This is a genomic window from Alcaligenes phenolicus (assembly GCF_032063905.1).
Classification (GTDB): domain Bacteria; phylum Pseudomonadota; class Gammaproteobacteria; order Burkholderiales; family Burkholderiaceae_B; genus Alcaligenes; species Alcaligenes phenolicus.
The window spans coordinates 173371-195629 of record NZ_DAMBOE010000008.1 but is presented as its reverse complement, the minus strand read 5'-3'; the positions used below and the strand labels follow the sequence as shown (position 1 = coordinate 195629).

Annotated in this window: 22 protein-coding genes; 8 read left to right on the top strand and 14 right to left on the bottom strand. The window is 57.0% G+C overall.

The annotated features are described in order from the left end of the window. Position 1 precedes the first annotated feature (1 nt). From U2949_RS16155 to acuI, 3 genes are read right to left on the bottom strand one after another with little or no spacing between them, the layout of a single operon-like run. Positions 2 to 754: an enoyl-CoA hydratase/isomerase family protein gene (locus U2949_RS16155; protein WP_321288815.1), complete on the bottom strand. Its 753-nt coding sequence runs from the start codon at positions 752 to 754 to the stop codon at positions 2 to 4. After that, the gene (locus U2949_RS16150) at positions 751 to 1902 is read right to left on the bottom strand and encodes a CaiB/BaiF CoA transferase family protein (RefSeq protein WP_321288813.1); all 1152 of its coding nucleotides are present in this window, start codon (positions 1900 to 1902) and stop codon (positions 751 to 753) included. Before U2949_RS16150 ends, U2949_RS16155 begins: the two co-directional genes overlap by 4 nt. A gap of 45 nt (positions 1903 to 1947) precedes the next feature. Beyond that, positions 1948 to 2934, bottom strand: coding sequence for an acrylyl-CoA reductase (NADPH) (gene acuI / locus U2949_RS16145; RefSeq protein WP_257723670.1), 987 nt, complete (start codon positions 2932 to 2934; stop codon positions 1948 to 1950). Positions 2935 to 3275: 341 nt separating this feature from the next. Here acuI and U2949_RS16140 point away from each other — a divergent pair, with 341 nt between their 5' ends. From U2949_RS16140 to U2949_RS16125, 4 genes are read left to right on the top strand one after another with little or no spacing between them, the layout of a single operon-like run. Further along, entirely contained in the window at positions 3276 to 4274 is a 999-nt protein-coding gene (locus U2949_RS16140) for a Bug family tripartite tricarboxylate transporter substrate binding protein (RefSeq protein ID WP_321288811.1), read from the top strand. A 34-nt stretch (positions 4275 to 4308) separates the two neighbouring features. Then, entirely contained in the window at positions 4309 to 6411 is a 2103-nt protein-coding gene (locus U2949_RS16135) for an acetate--CoA ligase family protein (protein WP_257723668.1), read from the top strand. A gap of 43 nt (positions 6412 to 6454) precedes the next feature. After that, entirely contained in the window at positions 6455 to 7207 is a 753-nt protein-coding gene (locus U2949_RS16130; RefSeq protein WP_026485373.1) for an enoyl-CoA hydratase/isomerase family protein, read from the top strand. A gap of 55 nt (positions 7208 to 7262) precedes the next feature. Beyond that, on the top strand, positions 7263 to 7829 hold the full coding sequence (locus U2949_RS16125) for a cysteine dioxygenase family protein (RefSeq protein ID WP_407654196.1): 567 nt from the start codon (positions 7263 to 7265) through the stop codon (positions 7827 to 7829). Between the two features lies 1 nt (position 7830). On the opposite strand, the gene U2949_RS16120 is transcribed toward U2949_RS16125, so the two are convergent. The 5 genes from U2949_RS16120 to U2949_RS16100 form a co-directional block, all read right to left on the bottom strand. Next, positions 7831 to 8592, bottom strand: coding sequence for an alpha/beta hydrolase family protein (locus tag U2949_RS16120; RefSeq protein WP_045929737.1), 762 nt, complete (start codon positions 8590 to 8592; stop codon positions 7831 to 7833). Beyond that, entirely contained in the window at positions 8589 to 9713 is a 1125-nt protein-coding gene (locus tag U2949_RS16115) for a DUF3182 family protein (RefSeq protein WP_321288806.1), read from the bottom strand. The genes U2949_RS16120 and U2949_RS16115 overlap by 4 nt, the downstream gene beginning before the upstream one ends. Before the next feature lie 45 nt (positions 9714 to 9758). Beyond that, on the bottom strand, positions 9759 to 10553 hold the full coding sequence (gene otsB, locus U2949_RS16110; protein WP_257723665.1) for a trehalose-phosphatase: 795 nt from the start codon (positions 10551 to 10553) through the stop codon (positions 9759 to 9761). A gap of 1 nt (position 10554) precedes the next feature. Continuing rightward, positions 10555 to 11526 carry an SDR family oxidoreductase gene (locus U2949_RS16105; RefSeq protein ID WP_321288804.1) on the bottom strand — a complete coding sequence of 324 codons (972 nt, stop codon included), beginning with the start codon at positions 11524 to 11526 and terminating at the stop codon, positions 10555 to 10557. Between the two features lie 85 nt (positions 11527 to 11611). Then, positions 11612 to 12034, bottom strand: a complete 423-nt coding sequence (locus tag U2949_RS16100; protein WP_321288802.1) for a KGG domain-containing protein — start codon at positions 12032 to 12034, stop codon at positions 11612 to 11614. Positions 12035 to 12171: 137 nt separating this feature from the next. Here U2949_RS16100 and U2949_RS16095 point away from each other — a divergent pair, with 137 nt between their 5' ends. Beyond that, complete coding sequence (locus U2949_RS16095) at positions 12172 to 13233, top strand: mechanosensitive ion channel family protein (RefSeq protein ID WP_321288800.1); 1062 nt, start codon at positions 12172 to 12174, stop codon at positions 13231 to 13233. Here U2949_RS16095 and U2949_RS16090 read toward each other — a convergent pair. Both U2949_RS16090 and rpoN read right to left on the bottom strand, forming a co-directional pair. Further along, a complete protein-coding gene (locus U2949_RS16090; protein WP_257723661.1) occupies positions 13178 to 14578 on the bottom strand; it encodes an alpha,alpha-trehalose-phosphate synthase (UDP-forming) in 1401 nt (466 codons plus the stop codon). The two genes, U2949_RS16095 and U2949_RS16090, sit on opposite strands and share 56 nt — an antisense overlap. A 63-nt stretch (positions 14579 to 14641) precedes the next feature. After that, positions 14642 to 16012, bottom strand: coding sequence for an RNA polymerase factor sigma-54 (gene rpoN / locus U2949_RS16085; protein WP_321288796.1), 1371 nt, complete (start codon positions 16010 to 16012; stop codon positions 14642 to 14644). A 235-nt stretch (positions 16013 to 16247) separates the two neighbouring features. Between rpoN and U2949_RS16080 the strand changes: the two genes are divergently transcribed. Then, positions 16248 to 16784: a DUF4142 domain-containing protein gene (locus U2949_RS16080; protein WP_321288794.1), complete on the top strand. Its 537-nt coding sequence runs from the start codon at positions 16248 to 16250 to the stop codon at positions 16782 to 16784. Positions 16785 to 16824: 40 nt separating this feature from the next. On the opposite strand, the gene U2949_RS16075 is transcribed toward U2949_RS16080, so the two are convergent. Next, the gene (locus tag U2949_RS16075; RefSeq protein ID WP_257723658.1) at positions 16825 to 17853 is read right to left on the bottom strand and encodes a sigma-54 interaction domain-containing protein; all 1029 of its coding nucleotides are present in this window, start codon (positions 17851 to 17853) and stop codon (positions 16825 to 16827) included. 351 nt (positions 17854 to 18204) lie between these two features. Next, on the bottom strand, positions 18205 to 18681 hold the full coding sequence (locus tag U2949_RS16070) for a YbaK/EbsC family protein (RefSeq protein ID WP_321288792.1): 477 nt from the start codon (positions 18679 to 18681) through the stop codon (positions 18205 to 18207). A 117-nt stretch (positions 18682 to 18798) separates the two neighbouring features. Between U2949_RS16070 and U2949_RS16065 the strand changes: the two genes are divergently transcribed. Together U2949_RS16065 and U2949_RS16060 are read left to right on the top strand one after the other, a co-directional pair. Next, positions 18799 to 19218: a DUF411 domain-containing protein gene (locus tag U2949_RS16065; RefSeq protein ID WP_026485376.1), complete on the top strand. Its 420-nt coding sequence runs from the start codon at positions 18799 to 18801 to the stop codon at positions 19216 to 19218. A 116-nt stretch (positions 19219 to 19334) separates the two neighbouring features. Further along, the gene (locus U2949_RS16060; protein WP_026485377.1) at positions 19335 to 19718 is read left to right on the top strand and encodes a DUF4168 domain-containing protein; all 384 of its coding nucleotides are present in this window, start codon (positions 19335 to 19337) and stop codon (positions 19716 to 19718) included. Positions 19719 to 19846: 128 nt separating this feature from the next. Here the strand turns inward: U2949_RS16060 and U2949_RS16055 are convergent, their stop codons facing one another. Then, on the bottom strand, positions 19847 to 20800 hold the full coding sequence (locus tag U2949_RS16055; RefSeq protein ID WP_321288789.1) for a DUF3829 domain-containing protein: 954 nt from the start codon (positions 20798 to 20800) through the stop codon (positions 19847 to 19849). 212 nt (positions 20801 to 21012) lie between these two features. Beyond that, positions 21013 to 22116, bottom strand: coding sequence for a metal-dependent hydrolase (locus U2949_RS16050; RefSeq protein WP_321288787.1), 1104 nt, complete (start codon positions 22114 to 22116; stop codon positions 21013 to 21015). Positions 22117 to 22259: the final 143 nt, after the last annotated feature.

Genomic DNA, 22259 nt, shown 5'->3' with positions numbered 1-22259 from the left:
TTCAAGATTTTGCGGCTTGCCGGAAGGCCGCAATTCTTTGCTTGATGCCGGGTGCGGAAGCAGAGCGTACCAAGGCTGCCATATCCCGGTCAGCTTGTTGTGTGCAGCCCGTTAACTGATGCAGATAGGCGCGACTGGTTGCGTCCAGCAAGCCCGCAGTCTGTTGAGCCTGCTCGATGACAGCAGGCCATGCATCGGGCTTTTGTATGCCGTTAATAAAACCCAGTTGCTCCGCTTTGGCAGCATCAAAAATCTGGCTTCCTGCCAGAAGTTGATGAGCCTGCTGCCCGCCGATCAGGGCAGCCAGTCTGCCCGTTCCCAATGCCAGACCAAATTGCAGTCCAGGCATGCGAAAGCTGGCATCGGCACTGGCGATGCGCTGATGGCACACGGCAATCAAGTCGACGCCTGCGCCGAAGTTCTGCCCATGTGCCAGGGCCAGGGTGGCGCAGGGCGTACGGGCCAGCATCTGCAAGAGGGTTTCAATGCGGATAAAGCGCAGTACCAGGTCCCCCTCGCTTTCTTGCTCGTAGTCGCTGAAGTCAAAACCAGCACTGAAATTGCGGCCTTCACCGCGCAATATCAGCAGATCCGCCTGGGCCTTTTCCGCGGCCTGCACGGCCGCGATCAAGGCTTCGACCAGATCGGCCGACAAGGCATTGCGCTTGTCGGGCCGGTTCAGTGTCAGGGTCCAGACTTTGCCCGCGCAGTCCACATTCAGACTGGGACTGCTGCTGCAATACGGCGCTGTCATGGGGTGACTCCGTGCAAGATGCTGTCGTTATGTTCGCCTAGCGCGGGTGGTGCCAGACGGACGGGCAAGCCCACCCCATTGATACGCAGGGGCGAGACAAAGGTGCGGGTTTCGGTGTCTGTGCCCGGCAGGCGAATGTTTTGCACCCATTCCATGTGCTCGACTTGCGGGTCGCGCAAGACGTCGGAATAGCGGTTGATAGGGCTGCACGGCACGCCTTGGGCACGGAATTGCGCCAGCCAGTGTTCGGAGTCGTGTTGCACAAAAATGCCTTCCAGCAGTTCACGCAAGGCGTCTTGATGTTTGGCGCGCAAGGTGGTGCTGGTGAAACGCTCGTCCTCGGTCAGATCAGGGCGTTCGACAACCTGACAGACGGAGCGCCACAGTGCGTCGTTGCCCGCTGCCATGGCGAAGTAACCCCCTTTGCATTGGAACGCCTGGTAGGGGGCATTACGGGGGTGGGCGGAGCCCAGCTTGTCCGGGTCGCGACCACTGCCGAAATACTCGGAGGTTTGCAGCGCAGCGATGGCCAGTGTGGTTCCCAGCATGGGCACGTCGATATGTGCACCCTGGCCGGTGGCGCGGGCCTGTGGCAAAGCGGCACTGATGGCAAAAGCGGCATACAAACCGGCCGCAAAGTCCGCCAGTGGAACACCGCATTTGACGGGGGCTCCACCTGCTTCGCCCGTCACGCTCATCACGCCGCTCATGGCCTGAATCGTCAGGTCAAAACCGCCTTCCTGCGAACGAGGGCCGCTTTGTCCATAGGCGGAAATTGAGCAATACAGCAGTCTGGGGTTAATAGCTTTCAGACTTTCGTAGTCCAGTCCTAAACGCTGCATGACGCCGGGCCGGTTGTTCTCCAGCAAGACGTCGGCATCCAGCACCAGTTGGCGTGCCTTGGCCACATCTTCAGTGTTCTTCAAGTCCAGCGTGACCGAGCGTTTGTTGCGGTTCAGCGAAGCGAAGTTCTCGCTATACCCTTGGTTGATGGGCGGCCAGCTACGCAAGGTGTCACCCCCCTTGGGGTGTTCGATCTTGATGACGTCGGCCCCCATATCGGCCAACAACATACCGCAGTACGGGCCTGCGGCCACATTGCAAAATTCCAGTATCCGAACCCCGTTCAGGGGCAATGTCGTATCCATGAATCAGCTCCAGAGCGTGATAGGTAGATGGGGGCCGACAGGGCCTTAGGCGTTCACATCAACTACGATGCGGCCGCGTACCTTGCCTTCCAGTAACTGGCCGGCTTGATCAATGGCTTGGGAAAGCGTGATGGTACTGGCGCCGATGCGCTCCAGGGCTTCGATAGACAAATGCTGGGCCAGCAAATCCCAGGCCGCCAGACGCTCAGGTTTGGGGCAATGCACGCTATCTATGCCAATCAGTTGCACACCACGCAGAATGAAGGGGGCCACCGAGGCAGGGAAATCCATGCCCTGGGCCAGACCGCAAGCGGCGACTGCACCCAGGTATTGCGTGCCTGCGCAGACATTGGCCAGGGTATGGCTGCCTACACTGTCGATGGCTCCGGCCCAGCGCTCCTTGCCCAGCGGCTTGCCCGGTTCGCTCAAGGTGTTGCGATCCACAATCTCGCTGGCGCCCAGCGCCTTCAGGTAGCTTTCTTCCTTAGGCCGGCCCGTGCTGGCCATCACGGTATAGCCCAGGGCATGCAGCAGGGCCACGCTGACACTGCCCACGCCACCCGCAGCACCCGTCACCAGAATCGGGCCCTTGTCCGGCGTGACGCCTTGGCGCTGCAAGGCACGCACGCACAGTGCAGCGGTATAGCCGGCGGTGCCTATCATCATGGCTTGCTGGGTGGAGAAAGCGTCGGGCAGGGGAATCAGCCAATCGCCTTTCACGCGTGCTTGCTGTGCCAGACCGCCCCAATGGACCTCACCCAAGCCCCAACCGTTAAGCACCACTTTCTGGCCGGACTTGAAATTCGGGTCGCTGCTGTCGGTTACCGTGCCAGCAAAGTCGATGCCGGGCACCATGGGGAACTGGCGCACTACGGGGGATTTGCCCGTCATGGCCAGACCGTCTTTGAAATTCAGGGTGGAGTAGTCGATGCGGACGGTAACCTGGCCTTCGGGTAGGGCGGACTCGTCCAGGGATTGCAGGCTGGCTTTGTATTGGCCGTCGGTTTTGTCGATGACGATGGCAGAGAACATGAGTGAATTCCTTCGATCAGTTAAGGGTTGGTGTTCTGATATTTGGAACAGCGTTCTTCAAATTGACATGGAAAAGCAGTGTTTTCATTTTATCCAGAAGCTCGTTGCGGTCAAGCCCAATGCGACCAGATGATCGAACTGGGGAAATCCCGAAGGGGTTTAATAGTTGACACCTGAAATCAAATATCCCACTATTTGAACCGTTGTCCTAAGTTGCTTGTGTTGTTGCTGTCTGTTGTATTCAAGCCGTTCTCACGGCATTTTTAATATCAAAAACAAGAACAGCGTTCTATATATTGGAACACGAAGAGAGGAAAACTCTCACACAGGAGGCAAGGATCATGTTCAGTTCTTTTTTTTCGCGCACCGGGTTTCTACGCACAGTGCTGGTCTCGGGACTGGCGGCAGTCAGCAGCTTTTCTGCCCCGGCGGCCATCGCGGCCGATACCTATCCCAGCCGTGAAGTGACCTTTGTGGTTCCCTATCCCCCAGGCGGTAACAGCGACAATCTGGCGCGTCTGTTTGCCGACCGTCTGCGCGTCAAGCTTGGCGTTCCCATCGTGATTGAAAACCGGCCTGGCGGCACCACCTCGCTGGGCACGTCTATCGTGGGGCGTGCCAAACCCGATGGCTATACCTTGTTGCTGGCCACCAGCACCGCCTTTACCGTGCTGCCCTATATACGCGACGTGCCTTATGACCCGATCAAGGGCTTTGATTTTGTAGGCAGTCTGGCCGGTTACCTGCCCATCATGACGGTGCGCAATGATTTGCCCGTCTCCAATCTGAAAGAGTTTGTCGAGCTGGCCCGCAAGGAGCCCGGCACCCTGACCTATGGATCTGCAGGTATTGCGTCTGGCGGCCATTTGGCGGGCGAGATTCTGGAAAACTCCGAGAAGCTGGACCTGTTGCACGTGCCGTTCAAAGGCTCGGCAGACACCATGACGGCCTTGATGGGCAATCACATCGATTTCTTTATTGATGGTGTCGGGCTGGAACTGGTGAAAAGCGGCAAGGCCAAAGCCTTGGTGACGTATGCCAGCGTGCGCCATCCCGAACTGCCGGATGTGCCCACACCGAAAGAAGCCGGTTTTGATCTGGCCTTGCCCTTTGAAGGGTTCTGGGGGCTGGCGGTACCGGCAGGCACGCCTGACGATGTCATGAAGAAGCTGGCCAAGGCTACCGAAGAAATCCTGGCCGAGCCGCAGACCCAGGAGCGTTTCCACCGCATCAGCGTCAGTGCCAGCTGGAAAGATGGCGATGCGTATGCCAAAGATCTGGAAAAGAGCCGGGCTTATTACAGCGAGCTGCTCAAGACCATCAAGATGAGTGATGACTAAACGCTCACAGAACCACCAACAGGAGACAAACGTGATGGAAACCGTCACTTGCGCCAGCACGCTGGACGCTTTGCTGGACCCGGCATCCATAGCTTTGGTCGGCGCCTCGGAAGATCAGTCCAAGTTTGGCGGACGACTGTTCCGTATGCTGCTCAAGCACGGTTATGGCGGCAAGGTTCTGCCCATCAATCCCGGCCGTAGCAGTTTGTTTGGTTTGCCCGCTGTGCCTGGTCTGGCTGCACTGGACAGTGCTCCGGATCTGGCCGTGTTTACAGTGGGGGCCGATACCGTCCTGGAGCAGGCGCAGATTGCGGCTCAAATGGGGGTGCGCGGTCTGCTGGTGATCTCGGCAGGTTTTGCTGATGCAGGCGAGCGTGGGCTGGAGCGTGAACAAGCCTTGCTGCGTATCTGCCGTGACTCGGGCATGCGACTGATCGGCCCCAATTGCCTGGGCATGATTAGCCCCAGCCGCAGTCTGGTGCTGTGCTCTTCGCCGGTGCTGGACAGAGACAGTCTGCCGGAGCGGCCTATTGGTTTTGTCAGTCAAAGTGGTGCCTTGATGACTACCTACTTTGATCGAGCCTGGGCCATGGGCGGTGGCTTTACCTATGGGTTTTCGGTCGGTAATCAGGCGGATCTGGACCTGTGCGATTTTGTGGATTTCCTGATTGATGATCCCAAGACGCAAGTGATCTGTACTTATATAGAGGGCATTAAAGATACTCATGCTTTGCGTCGCACGGCTCGTCGGGCTCAGGCTGCGGGCAAGCCCTGGCTGGCCGTCAAGGCAGGGCGCTCCAGTGCGGGCAAGGCGGCCGCCTTTTCGCATACCGCCAGCGTAGCGGGCGACCATGATGTGTTTGCCAGTGTCTGTCGCGATGAAGGCATCAGTCTGATGGACGATATGGGGGCCATGCTCTTGCTGGCAAACAGCATGGTGCGCTTTACCTGCAACAGGATTTCCAAAGTCGCGATTGTCACGCCTTCGGGTGGCGGTGGGGCCTTGGCTGCAGATGCCTTGGCAGAGCATGGCGTGGAACTGTCCGGTTTTTCCGCTACTACCAAGCAGGCTCTGGCTGCCCATTACCCGGCTGGGCAGGCGGAGAACCCGGTCGATCTGGGAGCGCGTCTGACGCAGGACTCCACCGAAGTGGCTCGCGCTACTTTGGATGCCTTGATGCAGGATCAGCAAAGTGATGCGGTATTGATCACGGCTTCCATGTGCCCGCAAGAATGGATGGCGGCCCTGATTGAAAAAATCATCCATCCCGAACCGCACTGGGCCAAACCCGTGATGGTGGCGTTTGATGCGGGCGCAACATCCGAGCCTTTGCGGCAGAAACTGGCCCAGCATGGCCATGCGTATGCCAGCTCCAGTCTGGAAGCAGCGCTGGCCTTGTCCGCCTGGAAACGTCACGGTCAGTTCGTGCCGCGCCAGCCAGCCTTGCGCCCCAGCGCCTGCCAAGCACCCACGGTCATGCCGCGCGGTGTTCTGAATGAAGATCAGTCCAAACGCTTGCTGGCGCATTACGGCCTACCCGTGAATCTGGGCCAGGTGTGCGAGGACGTGGAACAGGCTGTGGTGCAGGCCGAGCAGATTGGCTATCCGGTTGTGATGAAGATTGTTTCCCCCGATATCGTCCATAAAACCGAAGCGGGTGGGGTGGCGCTGGATGTGGCCGACGAAGCCAGCTTGCGACGCGATTTTGCCCGGCTTTACGCCAATGCCAAAGCCTATAAAGCAGATGCCCGTCTGGAAGGGGTGCTGGTACAGGCCATGGCCAAGGGAGACGTGGAACTGCTGATCGGCGCCCGTCAGGATGCGCAGTTTGGCCCGGTCGTGGTGTTTGGTGCTGGTGGCATTCTGGTGGAAATGCTGTCGGACCGGGTGATTGCCGCGGCCCCTTTAACCCTGGCTGATGCAGATCGACTTTTGTCTACCTTGATGATCGACAAGCTGCTGAAGGGATACCGGGGACGCATGCTGGATCGGGACGGTGTGCTCGATGCGATTGTGCGAGTCAGCTTTCTGGCCCACGACCTGCGCGACACCAACTTTGAATTGGATATCAACCCCTTGATCGTGGCGGCTACCCGCTGTCACGCCGTCGATGCCCGCCTGTCCATAGGCGAATAAAACCAAAACCTATTCTTTGAAAAATACCCAGGAGGAGTAAACCATGTCAGATTATCAGTGCATTCTTGTAGAAAACCATGATGACGGTGTTTCCATCTTCACGATCAATCGTCCGGATCGCCGCAATGCCTTGAGCGCTACCGTGGTCAAGGAATTGCAGCAGGCATTTCTGGCCTTTGACGAAGACCCCACACGCCGCGTAGCCGTGCTGACCGGGGCAGGCAATGACGCTTTTTCCGCGGGTGCCGATATTAATGAGTGGCCCGAGTTGTGGCGCGCCATTCCCACGGTAGGCTTTGAAACCGACAAGCCCATTATTGCGGCCGTTAGTGGTTGGTGTGTGGGTGGAGCCCTGGTGATGGCCATGATGACGGATTTGCTGGTAGCGTCCGAGAGCGCCAAGTTCTCCTACCCGGAAGCCAAGCTGGGCTTTACTGGCGGCATTATCTCCGGCCTGGCCTCGCGCATTCCGCATCATGCCGCCATGGAAGTGATCTTGTTGTGCCGCACGCTGGAAGCCCGCCGTGCTTACGATCTGGGTTTTGCCAATGAAGTGGTGCCGGTAGGCGAGCAAGTCCAGGCTGCTGTGCGTATGGCGCAGGACTTGGCCAAGATGTCGCCGCGTGTTTTGCAAACCTTGAAGCGCTTTATCAATAATGAAGTGCTGACGCGAGGCCCGTCCGAGCAGATGGCGCGCACCATGCGGCAACTGAAAGCGATCGAGGATAGTTATGATGCCAAGGAAGGGATGACCGCGTTCAAAGAAAAACGTGCCCCGGTGTATCTGAACAAATAAGAACTGATTCACGAATTGGGCCGCAAGGCCCAGTCAACTATGGAGACATCCCCTTATGCACCCCCGTTTTGAGCAATTTATCCAAGGGATGAATGATTTGACCGCCCGCCCCGCTGTAGGCGAGGAGGATATCTTGCGTGAAGGCCGCGTCCTGCTGGGCGAACTGGTGGCCCAGGACGATTGGCTGGCCCCGGAATACACCCAGCCCCATCCCCAGTTTTATCAGCAGTACTTGCTGTATTGCTGCCCGCAGGAACGCTTTTCCGTGGTCAGCTTTGTGTGGGGCCCCGGCCAGAAAACGCCCATTCACGACCATACGGTGTGGGGCTTGATTGGCATGTTGCGTGGTGCCGAACGCTCCCGGCCTTTTGACCGTGATCCTGATACCGGACATATGACAGAAGAAGACACGCAGACTTTGGAACCAGGCGTGGTGGAAGTGGTGTCACCTACGGTGGGTGATATACACGAGGTCTCCAATGTGTATGACGACCAGGTATCCATCAGCATTCACGTTTATGGTGCGGATATCGGCAAGGTACGCCGTCATGTCTTTGACCCGCAGACCGGGCAGGCCAAGGAGTTCGTCTCCGGCTATGCCAACCGGCCGGCTGTCGCGTGAATCAAGAGGCGTTGCTGGGCAGGTGTCCGATACGGGCACCAATAATCATTTCCTGAATCCAGCGGTAGAGCAGCACGGAGTAATCACGCTGGGCGACTTTCTCGTCCAGTGCGTGGTTGCTGCCTTCCAGTACCCGATGTGTCAGAGAGTGGGCCTGGCTGAAGGCTTGTCGATATGTCAGCAATGTCTGGCGGGGAATCAGCTCGTCGTATTCCGCCTCGAACAGCAAAACGTCCCCGGTGAATTTGGAACAGGCTTGCAAGGCCCGGTTCTCTTGCGGAGTATGAGTATGCAGACGATAGTCCTGCAATAACTCTCGATTGAGTTGATCCTTTGGGGCCAGCCAGTTGTCGTCCGGGTACAGGGCAGGGGCCAGTAAACTGAGCCAGCGTACCGAACGAAACTCACTTAACAGACAGGCCAGGTAGGCACCATAGCTATGCCCCACGATAGCGATGGACTGGGAGTCCACCATAGGGTGGCTGCTCAAGGTGTCGAAGGCCGCACAAATGTCCTGAAAATTCTGTTCACGGGTGACTTTTTCCCGCTCGTGCTGATTGGCATTGTGCCCGGCCAGATCAAAGGTCAGGCAAATGCAGCCCATACCGGCAATGGTATGCGCGCGCTTCAGGTCAAAATGCTGGCTGCCGCCCCAGCCATGTACAAATAGAATGCCAGGGACAGGAGATTGAGGAACCAGCAGGCGGGCATCCAGTTGCTGGTGGGGCACTTTGATCGTGGTATGGAAGATTTCTGTACTCATGATGGCAGGGGACCTCCAAAGCGGGCTAGATAAGCCTCGCCTTCTTGGTCGAGGCTGTAGAGATGAGGGGAGTTCTCTATGGAGCTGGCGTCGTCCAGATAACGCTCGCGTGTCCACGCGTGGGTGTGCTGGAGTTCAGGGTGCAATTGCAGCTTGCGTATGGCCAGAATCTCGGCAATGGAAGCCCCGCCGAAACGCCAGGAGTGTTCCAGCACGCCTGCCTTGTAATGGCCACGCGCATTCTTGCCCACGATGAGGTCATAGTTGCGACGTGAGGCATACAGTTGCGGAAAAGCCTGGCTGATGTTTTTTTCGTAGCTCATGGTCATCTCAACCAGGTGCGCAATGCGCTTCATGCCAGAGAGTTTCAGCAATTGCAGGAATCCGCCTCGAACCATTAGCAGACTGGTACCGCCGTATACGGATTCTTGCTGACAGTTGCTCGTCTGCCGCTGCTGGCCGATATAGGAAAAAAGGTGTTCGCCCACCTGGGTCTGGCCAATACTGAAGGTTTCACCATCGAGAAGGTTCTCTTCCAGTACCAGGCCGTGTTCCAGCTCACTTTGCCACTGAGGCAGGTTCAAGAGCTCTTCCAGCTCCTGACGGCTGTAGATCACCTTTTGCCCTTTGCCTGCATTAGCACTGGCCAGTTTGGCACGTATGCCGGTCTGACCTGCTTCATCCAGAAGGCTCATTGTGCGTAGTGCGTCGTTTCCTGAAAAGACGCTGTAGCCTGGCAAGACCGTGTGCCGTAACGCCAGGCCCAGATCATTGTTCCAGCCTTCCGGGCGATCCATATCATCTTGGGGAAGGGGATGGGCGACGGTTTTATGGGCCAGAAAGTCATATGGCACTACACCCCCATACAGTTGGGAGGCCTGTTCGATACCCAGTTGTCGCGCCTGCTCCAGTTTCAACGTATGCAGGGGCAGGTAGTAGGCATCCCCCATACTGGGCTTTAGCTGGTCTTCATAGTCAATACGGATGCGAGGCAGATCCAGGAATTGCGCCAGTTCCCTGGCCATGAACTCCAGACTTTGGAGCGCGCCCTTGTTGCAGCCCTTGCTGGGCAGGCTGATTTGCAAGGAGGTCTTGGGCGTAGAGGTAAGTATCTTGCTCATGGGGCCATCCTTTTAAATAAAGAGAGTGCGGCCAGTGTCAGCGAGTCATGGCGCAACCATTTTGGCGCCTGAGGGCGTTCGCTGTGCCAGCTCGGAGAAAAAGCGCGTCTCCAGCAGACTGGTTTGCAAAAGTGTCAGCAGGTCAGAGGGGTGTGGCAAGGAAAGCTGGGCCGCACTGGCCGGCTCCTGCGGACCGATGCGTATGCTCAGCCCGCCTTTCTGGTTCACAAACTCAAAGGCGGCCTCATCGGTCAAGTCGTCGCCAATCATGACGGGCTTGCGGTCGGCGAAGGCGGGCAGGCGTTGGGCTCGGGCCAGGGCTTGGCCTTTGTCAAAGCCGCTCATGCGCAGTTCGATGACACAATGTCCGCGGATCAGATCAAAGCCGGGATATTCCGAGCACAGCACGTGCAGTTCTGTGGCCAAGGCCTCGCCAACTTCAGGGCGTTGCCGAAAGTGCACAGCCACACCGTGCGATTTGCGCTCCATCCAAACCAGTGAGTAGGGGTGGATCAGCGCAGCGACAGAGCGCGACAGGCTATGGTGCTCAGCGGGGTTGATCGGGATGTTCCAGCATTCCTGACCCTCGGCGTCATACATGGCTGCGCCGTGGCTGCTGATCATGGCAAGCGGAAGCTTGGTGCAGGCGATATGCAGGCTGTCATAGTCGCGGCCTGAAACCAGTGCCACCGCGCCGTCGCAGGCAGCGTGCAGATTCAGCAGCAGGCCGGCGGTGGACGGGGGAAGAACTACCTGGTCAGGCCGCGCAGCCAAGGGGACCAGCGTGCCGTCCAGGTCCAGAAACAAGGCAGTCTGGTCCAAATGCAGAGCATTATTCATATCAGCTTCCTGGGTAACCCGTGATGGGGAGCACGGTGCCGGTGATGTAGCTGGCGGTGATCGGGCTGGCCAGATAGACATAGGCTGGGGCCAGCTCTTCGGGCTGGGCCGGGCGGCCAAAGACCGTATCGGCACCAAACTCGGGGATTTTTTCGGCCGGGGAATCGGCGGGGTTCAAGGGGGTCCAGACGGGTCCGGGAGCGATCGCGTTTACACGTATACCTTTGGGCGCCAGGTTGGCCGCCAGGGAGTACGTGAAGGCAATAATGGCGCCCTTGGTGCTGGCGTAGTCCAGCAGATGAGCGGCCCCGCGCAAGGCTGTGACCGAGCTGGTATTGACGATGGCATCGCCTGCGTGAAGGTGCGGCAGGCAGGCCTGGGCCATGTAGATATAGCCATAGATATTGGTGTGGAAGGTTTCATTGAGTCGCTCCGGGGTCAGGTCCAGCAAGGATTGGGCATGTTCCTGAAAGCCGGCATTGTTGACCAGAATATTCAGGTGACCGAAGCGGTCCAGTACTTGCTCAATCGCTTGTTGGCAAAATTCAGGGTCTTTCACATCGCCGCGCAGTGTCAGGCATTGGCGGCCTTCGGCCTCGACGGCCAGACGAGTGCGTCCGGCATCTTCATCCTCGTGCAAATACACAATCGCCACATCGGCACCTTCTCGTGCATAGAGCACGGCAACGGCCCGGCCTATGCCCGAGTCCCCACCGGTAATCACGGCTACTTTTCCTTCCAGCTTGCCGCTGCCCTTGTAGCTGGAGGCTTCGTAGCGGGGGGCCGGGTCCAGATCACTTTCACACCCAGGCTTTTCCAGGTGTTGTTGGGGCAGGGGGGGAGTGGGGTAATCGCTGCCTGGGTGGCTTTTATCATGGGTGACGGGCTCGTTCTGGCCGACCCCGTTCTTGTCCTTCTGGTCCTGCTGTTCTTGCAGGTGACGTTGCTCTTTCACTGTTTGACGCGTTGTCATGACGGCTCCTGAAATAGACAAGGGATGGGACAGGGCGCGGCGGCCCTGGTGGGTGCGCCGCGTCCAACTGGGGCTTGGCTAAGGCTTAGCGTCGCTGGTCCTGGGTGGCCTTGCCACCTTTGGCGCCGGCCTTGCGGGCCTCCTCGGAGTCGAACTCATGGGCCGTGCCCTTTTCATGGGCCGCCCGGCCACCCTTGGCACCGGCTTCACGGGCTTCTTCGGACGTGAACTCGTGAGCTGTGCCCTTTTCATGGGCGGCGTGACCGCCCTTGGCACCGGCTTCGCGAGCTTCTTCAGAGTTGAACTCGTGCGCCGTACCGCGTTCATGGGCTACACGGCCGCCTTTGGCACCAGCCTCACGGGCCTCTTCCGGGGTGAACTCGTGCGCTGTGCCTTTTTCGTGCGAGGCACGCCCGCCTTCTGCTGCGATCTCACGCTGCTTCTTGTCGTCCATGGAGGCAAAGCCACGTTGATCTTTATGATCCTGTTTGTCTGTGTGCTGGGTCATATAACTCTCCTTGAGAAAGAACACCAATCACGTGATTGGTTATGACTTACCCAGCACAAAGCGTGCCTGACGGTTTTGGCTCAGGCAGCGGCACACAAGTTGCTGTATCTGGAGACATGTTTTTCAGGAGAGCAATCATGATGTCAATGACGTGGTGGATGTGGCTGCTGTTATTGCTGGGCGGCTGGGCGATATTGCTGCTGGTGCATTTTTTAGGCGGCAAGATCATTGAAAGGCTGGCCTCGCCAGAGCACTTTCTGCGTCTTTTTAGCGAGCGAATACGGTGGCCGTCACGGCTGTTTTTTCTGGCTGCCTTTTTGCGCGTGTGTATCCCCTTGGCACCTATTCCGGCCCAGTGGCAGTCCTATCTGATTGTTGGAGACATGATCGTGCTGATTATCTGCACGACCTGGATGCTGATGAGTGCCGTTGAAGCCTTGTTCCAGCTTGTGGTGATGCGCCATCCCTTGAATGTGTCTGACAATTTGCGTTCGCGTCAGATCTACACCCAGGCACGGGTCCTGGCACGCAGTGTGCATTTTTTATTGGTCTTGCTGGGGCTGTCGTTTGCTTTGATGGTTCTACCCGGCGCACGGCAACTGGGCACCAGCCTGCTGGCATCGGCAGGGGTAGCGGGGCTGGTAGCCGGTATTGCTGCCCGGCCGGTGCTGGGTAACTTTATTGCCGGTTTGCAGATCGCATTCACCCAGCCCATACGCATTGACGATGTGGTGATTGTGGAAGGGGAGTGGGGACGGATAGAGGAAATTACGGCCACTTATGTGGTGGTACGGGTGTGGGACGAGCGCCGTCTGATCGTTCCCTTGCAATGGTTTGTGGAAACTGTCTTCCAGAACTGGACCCGTCGCAGCGCCTCTTTGCTGGGCACGGTATTTCTATGGGTGGACTACAAGGTTGAAATGCAGGGCTTGAATACGGCATTCAAGAACTTGTGTGAGTCCTCTGAATTGTGGGATGGGCGCGTTCAGGTGTTGCAGGTGACCGATACCAATGAGTGGGGGATGCAGTTGCGCTTTCTGGTCAGTGCTGCCGACTCGGGCCGTTTGTTCGACTTGCGCTGTTTGTTGCGCGAGCGCTTGGTGGCCTATCTGGGTCAGCACCAACCGGATGCATTTGTACGCGTCAGGATGCTGGAAGCTCAGCCAGAGGGTCATGGGCCTGATTCAAGCCCGAGCTGATGCCAAGATCATGCAGGAACTGTTCGCACCACTGCCTCAGATCCTGCTGTCGCAGTTGCATCATTAAGTGCTGGTGGCGTCGGCGTCGTTCCTCTAGTGGCATGTTCAGGGCTTGATACAGGCTGCGTGCGGTGGCGTCCGCATCAAATGGGTTGACGGGCAGGTAGCCACCTTGCAGGGATTGTGCCGCGCCCGTAAAGGTGGACAGAACCAGGACACCGGGGTCGGCGGGGTCCTGGGCAGCGATATATTCTTTGGCTACCAGATTCATTCCGTCACGCAAGGGCGCAATAAAACCGACGCGGGCGCGCCGCAACATGCGCATCAACTGGCCGGCCGGAAAGGCGCGGTTCATGTACACCACCGGACTCCAGCCTGGCGTGGCAAATTGACCGTTAATCTGCCCGGCCAGACTTTCCAGCTCTTCACGCATGACTTGATAATCGTGGATATCGCCGCGGGTAGAGGGGGCGATTTGGACATACGTTGTTTGTCCGTGCAGCGTCGGGTAGCTGCGCAGCAGCGTATCCAGGGTGCGCAGGCGATAGGCCAGACCCTTGGTGTAATCCAGCCTGTCCACACTGATAATGGTGTCAGGCCCGTTGACTGGCTCGATTGGTGCGGCGCTGTCGGTCCATGAGGGGGCCTTGGCCAGAGCCTGAACCAGATCCACATCGATACTGATGGGATAGACGTCTGTGCTGACGGTACGGGCGCCTGGCTCGCTTGTGCGCGGTGGCACTAATGTCTGGAGTGCGGCTGTCAGCGCATGATGGTCGCCACGGCTCTGGACGCCAATCTGGTCGTAATGGTGCAGCATGGGCAGCCATTGTTCATAGCGGGGAATGGAGCGCAGAATCTCCGGGCACGGAAAGGGGGTGTGAAAGAACAGGCCAATGGCCTGCTGCATTCCTTGCTCTCGGCAAAAACGGGCTAATGGCATCAGGTGGTAGTCATGAACCCAGATCAAGTCGTCCTCTTCGGCAATTTGGTGCAAGTAGGCGGCAATTTGCCGGTTGATCTCCAGGTATTGCTGGAAGTGGTGGGTCTGGAAGTCCATCAGGTCCAGGCGGTAGTGAAAGGCGGGCCAAAGGCAGGTGTTCGCGTAGCCGCAATAAAACTGTTCGTATTGCTCCTGGGTGAAGGAGAAGGTGACGGCTTGGTAGCTGCCCCGGTCTTCGGTACGCAGCGAACCCGGCTGTGAATCACATTGACCATTCCACCCCAGCCAGATGCCCTGGGTCTGCGGGTGCTTTAACAGTTGATCTACCGCGACGGCCAGTCCGCCTGTGCAAGGTTGATCGGAACTGGCCACGCGTACGGACACCACAATGATTTTGCTCATGCTGATTCTCGCTTTGTTTTATTAAGGGATCTTCGTTGGAGAATCAGCAAATTGCGTACCCGCTCAGTTCAAGGGGTGCACATCTTGCCCGCCGACAGCACGCAGGCGTGCCCGTTGCAAACGTTCACGGGCATTGGGAATACCCAGTTGCAGGCGGTACTTGGTGACGGTTCGTTTGGATAGCTCCACACTGTTCTGACGCAGCGCCTGATGCAAGTCGACATCACTTAAAGGCTGACGCTCTGGTTCGCTGGCAATCAGCCGACGTATCTGCTCCTTGACCAGGGCGGTGGAGCAACTGCCACCGAAATCAGTCTCCAGTTCGCCGGAAAAAAAATGCCTGAAGCTCAAGGTGCCAAAGGGAGTGCTCATGTACTTGTTGGCAGTCGCTCTGGAGATGGTGGATTGATGCAGATCCAGTTCCTTGGCCAGATCGCTGATGCGCAGGGGTTGCAGGCCTTGCTCACCCAGCTCGAAAAAAAGGATCTGGTGCCGGACGATGAATTCAGCGACACGGCACACCGTGCTGCGTCGCATCGCCAGACTCTCGGCCAGCCAGCGAGCCTGAGTCAGGGCGCTGTGCAAAGGGCGGCTCTGTTGCGTGCGTGCCTGTTGCTCCAGAGTGGCGGCATATTCTTGATGCACCTGAACGCGTGGCAGGCTGCGAGGGTCCGCGAGCACACGCCAATGCTTGCCATCGCGGTAGACGTGGACGTCTGGCGTAATGGCCTGGCGTAACGGCTCCAGATAAGCCAGACCGGGGTTGGGATCCAGGCTTTGCAGTTCGCGCAGCGCCTGATGAAAGTCTGCATCGGACAGATTCAGGCGGCTCTGCACTTGTGACCACTCGCCTTGCGCCAGCGCGGGTAGCTCGGTAGCCACTAACTTGAGCAGTCTCTGTTTCAGAACCGGGTCAAGGGACTGACGCGCCTGGATCTGCAAACGCAACGCGTCGGACAGGCAGTGGGCGCCTGTACCGGGAACGGATAGGGACTGGACCAGCGCCAAAGCAGTTTGCCATTCGGCAAGGGGGATGTGTTCGTAGCCGGCGGGGAGCAGGTCTTCAAAGTGGTCGCGCAAGTAACCGTTGTCATCCAGTGCGTTCACGATCAGGGCACATAAGGCTTTGCAACGCTCACTGGCGTGACTCAAACGTACGTGCTCCAGGATCTGTTCGTCACGGCTGCGCGGAGCTGGGCTTATGTCGTGCTTATCGATCAGGTGGGCGCTTTGGCTGGACACAGCATGGGACAGGCCCTCCCGTACGGGGGCGGCGGGTTCTGGAGCGGGTTCCAGTAGGGGATTGTCTTGCAGGCTGTCTTGTACCAGCGTTTGCAGCTCCTGCGCCGAGAGCTGCAGGATTTGTGCGGACTGTTGCAGTCGTTGCGAGAGGGTTTGCTGCATGTGCAGTTGCGGAACCATTTCCAGCTTCATGGTGGAGTCTCCTTGTGCTTGGTGATGAGAACCGACAGTTCTTCGGACACAGTTGCCGGGATGATCCGGGCCCTGTGGTATCTACATAGCAAGTTCCGTTCCTGCCCCAAGGTCCAAGGCGCGGGTACGGTCCTTGCTAGGACACCGTCAAGGCTTTGCTGGCCATGCGGATTGGCCTCAGGTCAGCAAAGGCGTTCTGGTTTCAGGTAATGACTGACGTTTTTGGAGGTGTGCGATGCGAGTAAAACATCTGATGTGTTTGGCGGTGGCGGCGGGTCTGGTATTGGGTTTGAGTGTTCGCAGTGCTTCTGCCATTGAGCTGTTTTCTCCGGATAAAGGGTTTTTGAGAGATGCGGCACAATCGGGGCATTTTGAAGTGACGGCTGCCAAGCTGGCTCTGGAGCGCAGCAACAACGATAGAGTGGTCGAATTTGCACAAATGATGATCGACGACCACGAGCAGCTGGCCAAGGAACTGCAGACGCTGGCACAGGCCCGCAAGGTGGAGCTGCCCACCGAGCCCAGCCTGATGCAGCGCGGCAAGATCTCCATGCTTGAGAGCGCGGAGGGTGAACAGTTCGATGCGGACTATGCCAACGAAGCGGCAGTCAAAGCGCATGAGGACACCATCAAGCTCTTTGAGGACTACATCAAGGATGGAAAAGACAAGGAAGTCATGGGTTTTGCCCAGGACGCTTTGCCCATGTTGCAGCAACACTTGCGGCATGCTCATGCGCTGGCAGACTCCATGAAGCCTGCCGTGGCCCAGTAAGCTTTTGCCAAGCTTGCTCAGTTCCACACTGGGCAAGCATTTATTCCATGGGGTCGGCCTCCATATTGATTTCCACTTGATCGCTGCTACTCATCACATAGCTGCGCAGTACCGCATTACGTAGCTGGCGTATATTGCCCGGCCAGTGATAGCGTTCGATCTCTTTCATGCTGGCCAGGCTAAGAGAGCGATTTTGCTGATGTTCCTGGTTCAGCTGTTCTACCAAGTGCTTGGCGATCAGGACGGCATCGTCGCCGCGTTCACGCAGGGGGGGAATTTGAATCGGAAAAACCCCCAAGCGGTAATACAGGTCTTCGCGCAGTTTCTTGTCCTCAATAGCGCGCATGGGCAGGCGATTGGTCGCAGCGATGATGCGGGCGTCATGTTTGATCAACTTGTCGCCGCCTACCTTCATGTATTCGCCATTTTCCAATGCACGCAGCAGCTTGGTCTGGGCGTCGATAGGCATTTCGGTGATTTCGTCCAGGAACAGCGTGCCCTGGTCAGCCAGTTCAAAGTAGCCCTGCCGATTACGTTCGGCTCCGGTAAAACTGCCTTTTTCGTGGCCGAACAGCTCGCTTTCGATCAACTGCTCTGAAATGGCTGAACAGTTGATGGGTACATACGCCTGTTCCTTGCGGGCGCTGCAGCGGTGAATGGCCCGGGCCGCCAGTTCCTTGCCGGTGCCACTCTCGCCAATCAGCAGCACAGGCAGGTCGGTGCTGGCCACTTTGCTGATCTTTTCATAGAGTTTTTTCATGGGGGCGGAACAGCCTACAAACTCGCCAAAGTCATGATGCTGCTCGGCTTGGAAAGCACAGCTGCCGTTTTGGTACTTGGCTTTTAACTGCTCCAACAAGGTACGCAGTTGCGCCTGGTCTTGCTGGGTCGAGCCACTGTAGGCGTGCAAGGTATAGCTTTCCACCGCATCCATTCCGATGCGGCGGCTCAACTCCTGGGCCTGCAGAGCGCTGACACTGGGCCCAAACAGCAGGGCATCAGGAGTTTTCTGGTGATAGCGGATCAGAACATCTTCTGGTGTATTTGCAGCGATGGCGGAAAAGTTCATCTGCCGCGCCAGTGCCAAAAAAAGGCTTATAAAAGCTGAATCTGTCTCCAGCAATAATAGGTGGGGCATTTTTTCCTCTGGGATAGACAAAGTGAATTTGAAACCCGATGTCTTATCCTAATCAGGAAAAAAAGTGCATCCGTAACCAGATATGGCAAGGGCGAGCCCGCTTATTTTTTGAAAATACCTTATGGCCGCGTCCCCATGCCTTGGGCCCTGATGGTGTTTTTTGTCGCCCGGACATGTACGTATTCAACTTACACATCTGTTTACCTGTCAGCGACGGGCAGGCTTGCCTGTGCCTGGGGACACAAGCAGCAGGTCAACCTCTAACCCAATCGCAGGTGGGGGTCAGGACTGAGCTGGAGGTGGCTGAGTCACATCAATCCATTGTGCGCTGGTCAGCTCGGCCAGGCGCTGCGGGGTGATGCGTACCGCAGAATTGATAGAGCCTGCCGCGGGCAAGACCGTGTCGTATTCCTGCAAGGACAGATCACAGTAGATCTCCAGCGGGGTAGCCAGACCAAAGGGGCAGACCCCGCCAACCGGGTGTCCCGTCAAGGCTTCGGTGCTTTCCAGATCCAGCATTTTTACGCGCGTACCAAAGGCGGTACGCAGCTTCTTGTTGTCCAGGCGGGCATCGCCCCGAGCGACCAGCAGCACCACTTTATCGCCCACTTTCAAGCTAAGTGTTTTGGCAATTTGCCCCGGTTCAACTTGATGGACCTGGGCGGCCAGCACGACAGTAGCTGTGCTTTCGGTGGTTTCAATTACCTGGATATCGGCAGCGTGTTCGTTAAAAAACTGTTTGACGGAATCAAGACTCATGGCGGATCAGGACGGATTAGTGTGTTTTGTTAAACTTTTTTGCGAGTGCCTAGTCTTAGTCAAGTGCATGAGAGTGTCAACCAGAGCGCCGTGGCGCTGCAAAACAGGAATGTAATTGTGATTAAACCTTTATTGTTGACGGCCAGCCTGATGGCCTTCAGTTCCATGGCGTTGGCAGAGGGTCCCGCTATTACGATGTACCAGGATCCGAACTGTGGTTGTTGTGGAGGCTGGGCACAGCACATGCGCGATGAGGGCTTTGAGGTCAAGGAGGTCAAGGTCGTGAAGATTCAAGACGTGAAGCGGCTTTTTAAAGTACCGGAGAACCTGGCGTCCTGCCACACCGCGATGATTGAGGAGACAGGGCAATTGATTGAAGGCCATGTGCCCGCCAAGGTCGTCAAACGCATGATGAACGATGGCAGTGTGCGTGGGGTAGCCGCGCCCGGCATGCCCGCCAATTCACCCGGCATGGGCCAGATGGACGGCAATTTGGTAACCGTGGACTTTAACGGGCGTCCTTACTCGCGCGACTGAAGTCTGTAACGAGAAGGGTGGCATGCAGATACACGAAACTACATTGAGAAACTTGTAAGCTGCTGCCGCTCTTGTCATGATGATCGTTCATTGACTCTGTTTAGGAGGTTCTATCCATGCAGCCCTCAGTTAAAGCTTTTCTTGCTGCTACCGCAGTCGCATTTGGCATGTACAGCCCTTTTGCGATGGCCCAGGGCAATGCGGCTCCGGCCAACTCGGCAGCCCCTGCTGCCACCCAGATCGTTAAACCTACGGATTCTCAGCTGGAGCAATATGCGCGCACCTACAAGAAGGTCGCCCAAACTGCTTCGGAATATCAGCCGCGTCTGGATGCGGCCAAAAGTGATGCAGAGCGTCAGGCTATTGTTCAGGAAGCCGACCAGCGCCTGGTAGGCGTGGTCAGTGCCAATGGCATGGATCTGGCGGACTACAACGGTATCAGTCTGGCGATTCAGCAGGACCCGGCCTTGCGCCAGCGTGTTGAAGGGATGCTGAAGTAAGGCTTGTTTGTGATCCTCGGGTTTGACAGAGCGCCGGGTGTCATTTTGTAGTGACCGTAGTGGGTAAATTTAAACCCTGGGCGATACCACCCAGGGTTTTTTTTACCTGCTTGTTCCGAGCCAAGCCATTAGCAGCGGGGATAGTTAAGCGCTCCGATCATTGCATTGAATTTCAATTGCAAGCTGCTGGCGTCATTTTTTATCGGATTATTGATCTGCCAGCTGATCGAGCCTTGCTGAGGTACGTAATTGCCTTCAGAGGCATGCTGGATGACGCTTCTGCCCTGGGCCAGGAACTCATTCATTTTCGACATGATTCTTGGGCATCCTTGCGGCGTCTCTTCCTTGAATTTTTTATCCCAGTTGCTGATCATCGCGGCTGCCTGGTCAAGACTTTCCTGGAAGGGGGGAATGCTCTCTTTTGCTCCCTGCTGCTCGAAAATAGCATCGACCTTGTTCATGGCCTGCTTGCTGAACAGCACAGCACCCAAATGGTAATGCTCCATTGAGTCCTTGGGAGCTTTATCGAAAGAGGTCTGGATGTTTATCTCATCCTGTTTCTGAATGCCTTGGAGAAATGCAGCCTCTGCCTGTACGACTTCTGTCAGGGCGCTGACGAACGCCTCGTTATTGTCGGCTGCCTTTTTGCCGCCATCCGTCAGAAACTCTTTCGATTCGGCATAGTTGTTCAACTCGGAGTTGAGAGGTGCCAGCTTGGTCAAGGAGTCGTCAAACTGCTTTGCTGGTCCATCTATTTCCGGCATATTGGCTTCCAGTGCCAAGGCGGATTTCAGTTTTTCCTGGGTGTTCTTGATGCTTACCAGTGAAACAACGGAGTAGTTATCCAGTTTCTTGCCCGAGCGCACGGCTGGCTCGTAGACGGTTTGATAATCGGAAAGCGCACGGTAGAAAGGCGTATGCAAGCTATTGGCGACTTCAACGTAGGCATTGTATTTCTGGATAAAGCCTTGCTCGGACGAGACCGCTTCAGGTGATGCTTCTGTCGCTTCTTCGCTGTTGCAGCCTGCAATAGCGATGCAAAGGCCCAGCGTGGCGAAAACAGATAGTTTTTTTAAATTCATGATGAAAGTGATTGATGCTTTTGATGCGTTGGCAATACGTTAAAACCCGTATCGGGCAGGACGCAATTTTATAGCTTCACCACTTCGTATTTTGTATCAAGCTAGGACCTTATGTTTCAGGTATGCGTACCACACGCGACCGGGCGGGCTAGCAAGAGTTTGCTATGCCCACCCTGCACAGGCCCGTCTCCATCACTGGTTTTTGGCCTTGCTTAATCCATGTCCTGGAAGTCTGGGCTTGCCCTGGGAATAGGCACACCGGCATCAATGCGTTTGGCCCATTCTTGTAGCGGTAGCGGTGGAATCGGCTCCCAAATACGACGCAGAACGGGCTTTAGCAAAGCAATGTTGTGGCCACTGGCCCAACGATACGGAATCACCGGCAACCAGGTGTCGTCGGCAATGCGTTCGGCTACAACAAAGCGGAAACTGTACTGGCCAGGGCCCAGGCTCATGCGTATATCACTGACCACCAGCAGGTCATCGATGATGTCGTAGCGCAGCCAATCGTCCGAAAACCAGCGCAGTTGCTCCAGCTGTTTCAAGGGGGGGAACAGCTGGATGTAGTCGCTATGAACGGGCAGGCACAGGGATTCGTATTGATGCCCTTTGGGTGCACGCAGCCGGTCCAGCAGGCCCACCATGACTTCGCATTCCCGGTCCTGTGTGTCGCGCACCAGTACACGCCAGAGCAGGATGTTCATGGGTTGGGCGGCGGAGTATACCCGTGCGATTTCCACCTGCTCTTGCTTGAGCTGTGTGGTCGCCTGTTGCTCGGCCCAGAACTTGGCACCGACCGAGGCCGCCAGATACAGGCTGCTCAAGAGCAAGGCCCAGTTGCAGGCCCGTATCGTTGCGGGTGCCGGTCCACGAATCAAGCCTATGATCGTAGCGATCAGTAAGGGCACGGTATAGAGTGGGTCAATAATGAAGATGCTGGACCAGGTTGCCGGGGTAGCGGCCAAAGGCCACAGCAATTGCGTTCCGTAACTGGTAAAGGCATCCAGAAGAGGGTGGGTAATCAGCGCCAGCCAGACCGCCAGCCCCAGCCTCCCCGCAGAGGCACGTGCTTGTGGAAACAGCAGTCGCCATAAAAGGGTGACCAGGATGCCTGCCGCGCTCAACACAAACAAAGAGTGCGAGAAACCGCGATGACTGACCATGGAGGTAATCGGGTCCCCATATTGAATGAAGACATCCAGATCGGGCAGGGTGGCGATGATGGCACCGGACAGGACCGCCTTGCGGCCATACTGCCGTCCGAGGAGGGAGCCGCAGATGCTGGCACCCAGGACTGCTTGTGTTACGGAATCCATAGCTCTCGTGCGAAGTGAAACAGGGGCCGGGGCCAGATGCGGCCTGACGGCTTTAGCGTTATGATTTTAAAGTTGAATCCCCGGCCCGCCCTATTTTTTTGACGGGCGTCAAAGGCCCAAGGGGTATCAGTCGCGTATAGTGT

Bases quoted from the DNA above. Each gene is read 5' to 3' on its own strand.
- U2949_RS16120 (WP_045929737.1), bottom strand. From the start codon at position 8,592: ATGAGTACAGAAATCTTCCATACCACGATCAAAGTGCCCCACCAGCAA.
- U2949_RS16050 (WP_321288787.1), bottom strand. From the start codon at position 22,116: ATGGATTCCGTAACACAAGCAGTCCTGGGTGCCAGCATCTGCGGCTCC.
- U2949_RS16115 (WP_321288806.1), bottom strand. From the start codon at position 9,713: ATGAGCAAGATACTTACCTCTACGCCCAAGACCTCCTTGCAAATCAGC.
- U2949_RS16125 (WP_407654196.1), top strand. From the start codon at position 7,263: ATGCACCCCCGTTTTGAGCAATTTATCCAAGGGATGAATGATTTGACC.
- U2949_RS16080 (WP_321288794.1), top strand. From the start codon at position 16,248: ATGCGAGTAAAACATCTGATGTGTTTGGCGGTGGCGGCGGGTCTGGTA.
- rpoN (WP_321288796.1), bottom strand. From the start codon at position 16,012: ATGAAGCTGGAAATGGTTCCGCAACTGCACATGCAGCAAACCCTCTCG.
- U2949_RS16155 (WP_321288815.1), bottom strand. From the start codon at position 754: ATGACAGCGCCGTATTGCAGCAGCAGTCCCAGTCTGAATGTGGACTGC.
- U2949_RS16055 (WP_321288789.1), bottom strand. From the start codon at position 20,800: ATGAATTTAAAAAAACTATCTGTTTTCGCCACGCTGGGCCTTTGCATC.
- U2949_RS16070 (WP_321288792.1), bottom strand. From the start codon at position 18,681: ATGAGTCTTGATTCCGTCAAACAGTTTTTTAACGAACACGCTGCCGAT.
- U2949_RS16150 (WP_321288813.1), bottom strand. From the start codon at position 1,902: ATGGATACGACATTGCCCCTGAACGGGGTTCGGATACTGGAATTTTGC.
- U2949_RS16090 (WP_257723661.1), bottom strand. From the start codon at position 14,578: ATGAGCAAAATCATTGTGGTGTCCGTACGCGTGGCCAGTTCCGATCAA.
- U2949_RS16095 (WP_321288800.1), top strand. From the start codon at position 12,172: ATGATGTCAATGACGTGGTGGATGTGGCTGCTGTTATTGCTGGGCGGC.
- U2949_RS16100 (WP_321288802.1), bottom strand. From the start codon at position 12,034: ATGACCCAGCACACAGACAAACAGGATCATAAAGATCAACGTGGCTTT.
- U2949_RS16060 (WP_026485377.1), top strand. From the start codon at position 19,335: ATGCAGCCCTCAGTTAAAGCTTTTCTTGCTGCTACCGCAGTCGCATTT.
- U2949_RS16140 (WP_321288811.1), top strand. From the start codon at position 3,276: ATGTTCAGTTCTTTTTTTTCGCGCACCGGGTTTCTACGCACAGTGCTG.
- U2949_RS16075 (WP_257723658.1), bottom strand. From the start codon at position 17,853: ATGAACTTTTCCGCCATCGCTGCAAATACACCAGAAGATGTTCTGATC.
- U2949_RS16105 (WP_321288804.1), bottom strand. From the start codon at position 11,526: ATGACAACGCGTCAAACAGTGAAAGAGCAACGTCACCTGCAAGAACAG.
- otsB (WP_257723665.1), bottom strand. From the start codon at position 10,553: ATGAATAATGCTCTGCATTTGGACCAGACTGCCTTGTTTCTGGACCTG.
- U2949_RS16135 (WP_257723668.1), top strand. From the start codon at position 4,309: ATGGAAACCGTCACTTGCGCCAGCACGCTGGACGCTTTGCTGGACCCG.
- acuI (WP_257723670.1), bottom strand. From the start codon at position 2,934: ATGTTCTCTGCCATCGTCATCGACAAAACCGACGGCCAATACAAAGCC.
- U2949_RS16130 (WP_026485373.1), top strand. From the start codon at position 6,455: ATGTCAGATTATCAGTGCATTCTTGTAGAAAACCATGATGACGGTGTT.